The organism is Nocardia heshunensis (genome assembly GCF_054782115.1).
This window is the reverse complement of sequence record NZ_BAAGTC010000013.1, coordinates 1-9,378: the sequence shown is the minus strand read 5'-3', so window position 1 is coordinate 9,378 and position 9,378 is coordinate 1. Positions and strand designations below refer to the sequence as shown.

1 protein-coding gene is annotated in these 9,378 nt (G+C 68.3%); it reads right to left on the bottom strand.

Annotated elements, in window-relative coordinates:
* Nucleotides 1-9,378 (bottom strand): non-ribosomal peptide synthetase (locus ACYVN4_RS35630; protein ID WP_460726981.1); only part of this gene is annotated, 9,378 nt, incomplete at both ends.

Below are 9,378 nucleotides of genomic sequence, written 5' to 3'. Positions count from 1 at the left end.
CCCGGGCCACGTAGGCGGCCATGATGTCGCGCGCCATCGGGCCCATGGAGGAGCCGTCGGCGGAGACATGGTGGACGGTGAAAGCCAGCACGTGCTGGACGGTCTCACTGTCGGAGATGCGGAACATCTTCACCGCCAGGGGCACCTCGACGGTGACGTCGAATCTGGTCGTGATGAATTCGACGACCTTGCCGAGCAGTTCGGCCTCGGTCACATCCTCCACGGGAAGCGGCACGTCGGCCTGCGAGACGGGCAGGATCACCTGGTGCGGGCCCTCGGCCGTCTGCGGGTAGATCGTGCGCAGCACCTCGTGCCGCGCGATCACATCGCCGATGGCCTGCTTGATTGCCTCCCGGTCCAGCGCGCCGGTGAATCTGACCGCCGCCGGAATGTTGTCGACCGCTGAGATGCTGGGGTCGTACTGGTTGAGGAACCAGTAGCGCTGCTGCGCTGGAGCCAGCGGCATGAACTCGGGCCGGTCGCCGGCGACCAGGCGCGGACGACGCCCGGATCCGGCATTGTGTTCCACCCGCGCGGCCAGCGCCGCGACGGTGGACGCCTCGAACAGATCGCGCACGGCAAGCTGGGTGTCGAGGGCCGCACCGAGGCGGGCGGTGACCTGGGTGGCGATCAGCGAGTTGCCGCCGAGCTCGAAGAAGTCGTCGTCCATGCCGACCCGGCCGACGCCGAGCACGTCGGAGAAGATGCCCGCCACGATCTCTTCGATCGGGGTGGACGGGGCGCGGAAGACCTTGGCCTCGAATACCGGCGCGGGCAGCTGCTTGCGATCCAGCTTGCCGGAGGCATTGAGCGGGAAGGCATCCAGCACCACGAACGCGGTCGGGACCATGTAGCCGGGCAGGCCATCGTGCAGTTCGGCGCGCACGGCCTCGACATCGACGCTGTGGCCGGCGGCCGGGATGACGTAGCCGACGAGCTGTTCGCCTAGCCGGTCGTCGCTGCGGACCACGACCACCGACTGGGCGATGGATTCGACCGCGGTGAGCGCGGCCTCGATCTCGCCCAGTTCGATGCGCAGACCGCGCAGCTTGACCTGGAAGTCGGTGCGGCCCAGGTATTCGATCTCCCCGCGACCGGTCCACTTGACCAGGTCGCCGGTGCGATACATGCGCCTGCCTGGCGTGAACGGGTTGGCCACGAAGCGATCCGCGGTCAGATCCGGGCGCGCCACATACCCGGTGGCGAGCTGATCACCCGCCAGATACAGCTCACCCGCGACACCCACCGGAACCGGCCGCAGCCGCGAATCCAGCACGTACACCTGGGTGTTGAAGACTGGCACACCGATCGGCACCGACGCCACATCGGCGTCGGTGACCTCGTGGTAGGTGACGTCGACCGCGGCCTCGGTGGGGCCGTACAGGTTGTGCACGCGCACACCGGTCAGCTCGCGCAGCTTCTGCGCGGTCGGCGCGGGCAGCGCCTCACCCGAGGCGAACACCTGTCGTAGCGAAGTGCATTCGGCAGCCTTTTCCTCGACCACGAATACCGACATCATCGACGGCACGAAGTGCGCCGTGGTGACACCGGTCTCGATGATCAGATCCGCCAGGTAGGCGGGATCGCGGTGACCGTCCGGCTTGGCGATGACCAGCGTCGCGCCGATCTGCAAGGGCCAGAAGAACTCCCACACCGAGACGTCGAAGGTGGCGGGCGTCTTCTGCAGCACCACATCGTCGTCGAACAGGTTGTATTCGGTCTGCATCCAGACCAAACGGTTGACGATGGCGGAGTGGCTGACCGCCACCCCCTTCGGGCGACCGGTCGAACCCGACGTGAAGATCACGTACGCGGTGTTGTCGCCACGCAGCGGGGCGACGCGGTCCGCGTCGGTGATCGGGGCGTCGGAGTAGCCGGACACGTCCAGCTCGTCGATCAGCAGTGTGCGCGTGCTGGTTTCGAAGCCGTCGCGGCCGGTGCTGAGCACGCATACCGGCTGTGCGGTGTCGAGCACGTACTGGTTGCGCTCGGCCGGGTGATCCGGGTCCAGCGGCACGTACGCGCCACCGGCCAGCGTGACGGCGTACATGCCGACCAACAGCTCGAAGGAGCGGCGCATGCCCAGGGCCACATAGGAATCCGGTCCGACGCCTTCGGCGATGAGATGCCGCGCCAGGCGGTTGGCCTGGGAGGCGAACTCGCCGTAGGTCAGGCTCTCGCCCTCGAACACCAGCGCGGTGAGCTTCGGGGTCTGCTTGGCCTGGTTGGCGAACATCGAGGCCAGAGTGACCTCGGCGAGGGTCTCGCTGCCGCCCCGTACGACTCGCTCGATGTCGTAGTCGGTGGCATTGCGTCCACGCAGCAGCTGGCGCCGCTCGGTGTCGTCGAGCAGTTCGATGTCGCCGACCAGCACGGTCGGTTCCGCGACCGCGGCCGTGAGGAAGCGCACCAGGCGATCCGCGAACGTGGCGATCGTGGCTGCGTCGAACATGTCGGTGGCGTAGGCGAATTCGGCGGTCATGCCATCGCGGTCCACACGCTCGGTGAGGTTCAAATGCAGGTCGAACTTGGCCGTCACGACGTCCAAGGGCACGCCGGCGACCTCCAGGCCCGGCAGGGCGAAGGTGGCCTCGCCGGTGTTCTGGAACGACAGCATCACCTGGAACAGCGGGTGCCGTGCTTGGGAGCGGGCCGGGTTGAGGATCTCCACCAGGCGCTCGAACGGCAGATCGGCGTGACCGAAGGCGGCCAGGTCGGTGTGGCGCACGCGATCCAGCAGTTCGGTGAACTTCTCGCCGGAATCGACAGTCGTGCGCAGCACGAGGGTATTGACGAACATGCCGATGGCGTCGTCGATCTCCCGCTCACCACGCCCGGCGACCGCAGTGCCGATGGCGATGTCATCACCATTGGACAGTCGCGCCAATAGGCCGGCGAAGGCTGCGTGGAACACCATGAACAGCGACGCGCCGTGCTTACGCGCCAGGGCGTTGAGCTCGGTCAGCAGCTCGGCGGCGATGGGGAATTCGTGTACGCCACCGGCATTGGATGCCACGACCGGGCGCGGGCGATCGGTGGGCAGGTCGATCTGATCGGGCAGCCCGGCCAGTGATTCGCTCCAGTATGCGACTTGCTGCGCGATCAGCGATTCGGTGTCGTCCTCGCTGCCGAGGGTCTCGCGCTGCCACAGCGCGAAGTCGGCGTACTGCACCGGCAGCGGAGTCCACTGCGGCGCGTGGCCGGTCGAGCGCGCGGCGTAGGCGACCATGACATCGCGCGCGAGCGGACGCACAGACCAGCCGTCACCGGAGATGTGGTGGACCACGAAAACCAGCACATGCGTGGGGGTTTCGGCGTCGGTGACCCGGAACAGTCCGGCGCGCACCGGGGCGGCGGCGGTCACGTCGAAGCCGGTGAGCACCAGCTCGGCGATGCGCTCGCGCAGGTCGGCCTCGTTCACCGAGACCGCGAACAGTCCGGTGCCGCCGCCGTGGATGCCGGCATTGGCGGCCGAGTCCAGGCGGACCTGGTCGGCGGGCAGGATCACCTGCACGCCACGGCCTTCCGCGTTCTCCGGGTAGACGGTGCGCAGCACCTCGTGCCGCTCGAGCACGTCCTCGACGGCGGCCAGCAGCGCATCGACATCGAGGTCGCCGGTGAGGCGGACAGCCAGGGGGATGTTGTTGACGGCCGAGGCGGTGTCGAAGCGGTTGAGGAACCACATGCGCTGCTGAGCCAGCGACAAGGGAATCTCGTCAGGCCGCTGCTGGGCCACCAGCTCACGCCGCGCCCCGGTGCCCGCCTGCGCCTGGGAGTGGGCGGCCAGTGCGGCCACGGTCGGGGAGTCGAACAGTGCGCGGACCGGGATCCGGGTGTCGAATGCCTGACCGAGGCGAGCCACCACCTGGGTGGCGATCAGCGAGTTGCCGCCGAGCTCGAAGAAGTCGTCGTCCACGCCGACCCGGCCGACACCGAGCACGTCGGAGAAGATGCCCGCCACGATCTCCTCGATCGGGGTGGACGGGGCACGAAACACCTTGGCCTCGAAAACCGGCGCGGGCAGCGCCCTGCGATCCAGCTTGCCGGAGGCATTGAGCGGGAAGGCATCCAACACCACGAACGCCGTCGGCACCATATAGGACGGCAGCAAGCCGTCCAGGTGGGCGCGCAGCGCCTCGATATCGAGGGCGCCGGCATCGAGGGCGACCGGTTCGGTGGTCGGCGAGTTCGCCGGGACCACGTAGGCGACCAGCGCGTCGCCGGTGCGGTCGTCTGAACGCAGCACCACCACGGCCTGGGCGATGGACTTGTGGGCGGTCAGCGCCGCCTCGATCTCGCCCAGCTCGATGCGCAGACCACGCAGCTTCACCTGGAAGTCGGTGCGGCCCAGGTACTCCAGCTCGCCGTCCGCGGTCCAAGCAACCAGGTCACCGGTGCGGTACATGCGCTCGCCCGGCGTGAACGGGTTGGCCACGAAGCGATCCGACGACAGGTCCGGCCGCGCCACGTAGCCGCGTGCCAGCTGCATACCCGCCAGGTAGAGCTCACCGGCCATACCCGGGGCGACGGGGTGCAGACGCGAATCCAGCACGTACACCTGGGTGTTGAACACCGGACGGCCGATCGGCACGGTCTCGGTGTCGAGTACCTCGTGGTAGGTGACGTCGACCGCGGCCTCGGTCGGGCCGTACAAGTTGTGCACCCGGGCACCGGTCAGCTCCCGCAGCTTCTGCGCGGTCGGCGCGGGCAGCGCCTCACCGGACGCGAACACCTGCGCCAACGAGGTCAGTTCGGCGGCCTTGTCCGGATCGGCTTCCAGCCCGGCCACGAACACCGACATCATCGACGGCACGAAGTGCGCCGTGGTGACACCAGTTTCGATGATCAGATCCGCCAGGTAGGCGGGATCGCGGTGGCCGTCCGGCTTGGCGATGACCAGCGTCGCACCGATCTGCAAGGGCCAGAAGAACTCCCACACCGACACATCGAAGGTAGCCGGAGTCTTCTGCAACACCACATCGTCGGTGTAGAGGCTGTACTCGGTCTGCATCCAGACCAGGCGGTTGACGATCGACGTGTGGCTCACGGCCACACCCTTCGGGCGGCCGGTCGAACCCGACGTGAAGATCACGTAGGCAGTGTTGTCGCCGCGCAGCGGCGCGAGTCGGTCGGCATCGGTGACAGGAGCCTCCGAGTAGCCGGAAAGATCCAGCTCATCGATGCGCAGCGCCTCCGATACCGCACGAGGTGCGGCCAGTTCGAGAGCGTCGTGCGAGGTGGTCAGTACATGCACGGGCTGGGCGGTGTCGAGCACGTACTGGTTGCGTTCGGCCGGGTGGTCGGGGTCCAGCGGCACGTACGCGCCACCCGCGAGGGTGACGGCGTACATGCCGACCAGCAGCTCGAAGGAGCGGCGCATACCAAGAGCCACATAGGAATCCGGCCCCACACCCTCGGCGATGAGATGCCGTGCCAGGCGGTTGGCCTGGGACGCGAACTCGCCGTAGGTCAGGCTTACGCCCTCGAACACCAGGGCGGTGAGTGTCGGGGTCTGCTCGGCCTGGTTGGCGAACATCGAGGCCAGGGTGACCTCGGCGGCGCTCTGCTTGCCGCCCAGCGCGACGCGTTTGACGTCGTACTCGGTGGAGTTCCAGGATCGCAGCAGCTGACGGCGCTCGGTGTCCTCCAGCAGTTCGATATCGCCGACCAGCGCGGCCGGTTGCGCGACCACAGCCGACAACAGCCGCACCAGGCGCTGCCCGAACGTGGCGATCGTGGCCGCGTCGAACATGTCGGTGGCGTAGGCGAATTCGGCGGTCATGCCATCGCGGTCCGCACGCTCGGTGAGGTTCAAATGCAGGTCGAACTTGGCCGTCACGACGTCCAAGGGCACGCCGGCGACTTCCAGACCGGGCAGGCTGAAGGTGGCTTCGGCGGTGTTCTGGAACGAGAGCATGACTTGGAACAGCGGGTGCCGGGCCTGCGACCGCGCCGGGTTGAGGATCTCCACCAGGCGTTCGAACGGCAGGTCCGCGTGACCGAAGGCGGCCAGGTCGGTGTCCTTGGTACGGGCCAGCAGCTCGCTGAACTTCTCGCCCGAGTCGACGGCGGTCCGCAGCACGAGGGTGTTGACGAACATGCCGATGGCGTCGTCGATCTCCCGCTCGCCACGACCCGCGACCGCGGTGCCGATCGCGATGTCGTCACCGTTGGACAGACGCGCCAGCAGGGCCGCGAAGGCCGCATGCACGACCATGAACAGCGACGCGCCGTTCTCCCGGGCCAGGCCGTTGAGCCCGGCCAGCAGGTCGGCGTCGATCGAGAACTCATACACGCCACCGGCATTGGACGCCACCGCCGGGCGGGGACGATCCGAGGGCAGGTCGATCTGGTCGGGCAGCCCGGCCAGTTCGCTGCTCCAGTACGACACCTGCTGGGAGATCAGCGATTCGGCGTCGTCCTCGTGGCCGAGGGTCTCGCGCTGCCACAGCGCGAAGTCGGCGTACTGCACCGGCAGCGGAGCCCACGCCGGGGCTTCACCATTGGCGCGCGCGGCATAGGCGACCATGACGTCGCGGGCCAGCGGACCCACCGACCAGCCGTCACCGGAGATGTGGTGGACGACAAATACCAGCACATGCGTGGGCACGTCAGCGGTACTCGATCCCCCGACCCCGCCCGGAAGGATCCGGAACAGCCCGGCGCGCACGGGCGGCGCGGCGGTGACGTCGAAGCCGGTGAGTACCAGTTCGGCGACGCGGTCGCGCAGCTGCGCCTCGCTCACCTCGAGCGCGGCCGAGTCGAGGCGGACCTGGTCGGCGGGCAGGATGACCTGCACGCCACGGCCTTCCGCGTTCTCCGGGTAGACGGTGCGCAGCACCTCGTGACGCTCGAGCACGTCGCCGACGGCGGCCAGCAGTGCGTCCACGTCCAGGTCGCCGGTGAGGCGGACGGCCAGGGGGATGTTGTTGACGGCCGAGGCGGTGTCGAAGCGGTTGAGGAACCACATGCGCTGCTGAGCCAGCGACAAAGGAATCTCGTCAGGGCGTTCACGTCGCACCAGGGCGGTACGACGGCCGGTCCCTGCCTCCACCGACAGCCGCGCGGCCAGTCCGGCCACGGTCGGAGCCTCGAACAGCACACGCACCGGGATTCGAGTGTCGAGGGCCGCACCGAGGCGGGCGGTGACCTGGGTGGCGATCAGCGAGTTGCCGCCCAGGGCAAAGAAGTCGTCGTCTATGCCGACGGGCTGGGCCACGCCGAGTGTCTCGGTGAAGATTCCGGCGACCATCTGCTCGGCGTGCGATTCCGGGGCCCGGAACGCGCGCGCCTCGAATACCGGCGCGGGCAGCTGGTTGCGGTCCAGCTTGCCGGAGGTGTTGAGCGGGAACGCCTCCATCACTACGAAGGCGGCCGGGACCATGTAGGACGGCAGGCGATCGGCCATGTGCGCCCGCAACGCCGCCAGGTCGATCGGGCCGGCCGCGGGCACGACGTAGGCGGCCAGCATGTCGCCGGTGTGCTCGGCGGTGTGCAGGACGACGACGGACTGGCTGACCATGGGGTGGGCGGTGAGCGCGGCTTCGATCTCGCCGAGCTCGATGCGCTGACCGCGGAACTTCACCTGGAAATCGGTGCGACCCAGGTACACCAGCTCGGCGTTCTCGCCGCTGTCGTCCCAGCGCACCAGGTCGCCGGTACGGTACATGCGTTCGCCGGGATCGCCGAAGGGGTTGGCGACGAATCGATCCGACGTCAGGTCCGCACGCGCGACGTAGCCGCGCGCCAGTTGGACCCCGGCGAGGTAGAGCTCGCCCGCCACACCCGGCGGCGTCGGGTGCAGACGCGAATCGAGCACGTAGACACGGCTGTTGGTCTCGGGACGGCCGATCGGCATCACAATCCGGTCGACCTCGCCGGTGACCTCGCGGTAGGTGATGGACACCGCCGTCTCGGTCGGGCCGTAGAGGTTGTGCAGTTCGGCGTCACTGACCGCGCCGACGGCGCGCACGGCCTCGGCGGGCAGCGCCTCACCGATCACGTACACCTGCCGCAGGGTGCGCAGCGCCGTGCGCAGCCGCTCCGGATCCGGCTGTGCGGCGAAGACACTCAGCATCGACGGCACGAAGTCGGTGATCGTGACACCGCGCCGTTCGATGAGATCGGCCAGATATCCGGGGTCGCGGTGCCCGTCGGCAGTCGCGAGCAGCAACGTCGCGCCGACTCGCAGCGGCATGAAGTAACCCCACAGCGAGACGTCGAAGGTGCTCGGAGTCTTCTGAAGGTAGATGTCCTCGGCGGTGAGGCGGTACTCCGCCTGCATCCAGTCCAACTGGTTGACGATCGCGGCATGGGAGACGCTGACGCCCTTGGGCTTTCCGGTGGAGCCGGAGGTGAAGATGACGTACGCCGGATGCTGCGGGTGCAGCGGGGCCAAGCGTTCCGCGTCCGCCACCGGACGATCGGAGTGGTCCGACAGGTCTACCGTGTCGACCTCCAACACGGTGTACGCGTCGTTGTCGAACACCGAGACCGAGGTGGCCAGCACGCACACCGGATTCGCGGTCTCGAGCACATGAGCGACGCGCTCGACGGGCTGATCAGGATCCACCGGCACGTACGCGCCACCCGTGGTCACCACCGCATAGGCGGCGACCACGAAATCGACCGAGCGCCGAATGTGCAGCACTACCAGCGATTCCGGGCCCACACCCGCGGCGATGAGGCAGCGGGCCAGGCGGTTCACCCGAGCAGCGAACTCACCGTAGGACAGACTTGTCCCCTCGAAGCTGACAGCGGTCGCCGCAGGCGTCCGCGCAGCCTGCCCCTCGAAGCGCGCGACCAGCGACTCACCGGCACCGCGGGAAACCTCCGGCAAGGCGACGGCCTCGGTGGAAGTGTTGTTCCAGGCGGTCAGCACCCGGTCGCGTTCGCCGACGGCCAGCAGGTCCAGATCGCCGACGGCCAGTTCCGGCTGCGCGGTAATGGCTTTCAGCAGCAGGGTGAACCGGTCGCCGAAGCGGGTCATCGTGGCCGCGTCGAACAGGTCGGTGGCGTAGATGAGTTCGGCGGCGATTCCGGCCGGGGCCGCGCCGTGGCCATTGCCCTCGGCCGTGCCCAGCTGCTCGGTGAGCACCAGTTGCAGGTCGAACTTGGCGGTGTCGATGGGCAGGTCGACGGCGCTGACGGTCAGGCCCGGCAGTTCCAGCTCGGTGATGCCGGTGTTCTGGAACGACAGCATGACCTGGAACAGCGGGTGTCGTGCCTGCGAGCGGGCCGGGTTGAGGATCTCCACCAGGCGCTCGAAGGGCAGGTCGGCGTGGCCGAAGGCTTGAATGTCGGTGGCGCGCACCGCGTCCAGCAGTTCGGTGAAGCCGCGGCCGCCGTCCACCTCGGTGCGCAGCACCAGGGTGTTGA